We start from the raw sequence: 221 nt of genomic DNA, 5'->3' as shown, positions 1-221 counted from the left end.
AATCACCGGGAAATCCCGGCCGCAGCTTGCCTTGATGGCGTCCAGCACCTCATACAGCAAACGGGCGCGGTTTTCCAGCGATCCGCCGTAACGGTCGGTACGCTTGTTGCGCATCAGCGGCAGCGAGCGGGACCCCCAGGGCAATACGGTGGAGGATATCCGCTATCTGGTGCCCAACCTGATCGCCCACGGTGTGGATGCCTTCGAAATCAGCGGCGGTA

At 62.0% G+C, this 221-nt stretch carries 1 pseudogene; it reads right to left on the bottom strand.

The features are described 5' to 3' along the window. A pseudogene (locus H6B10_RS16885) lies at window positions 1–114 on the bottom strand (NADH:flavin oxidoreductase); the annotation flags it as partial. Window positions 115–221: the final 107 nt, after the last annotated feature.

Source organism: Gemmiger formicilis (genome assembly GCF_016901605.1).
Lineage (GTDB): Bacteria > Bacillota > Clostridia > Oscillospirales > Ruminococcaceae > Gemmiger > Gemmiger formicilis_B.
The sequence above is the reverse complement of the archived record's forward strand: the minus strand, read 5'-3'. Positions and strand labels throughout refer to the sequence as shown.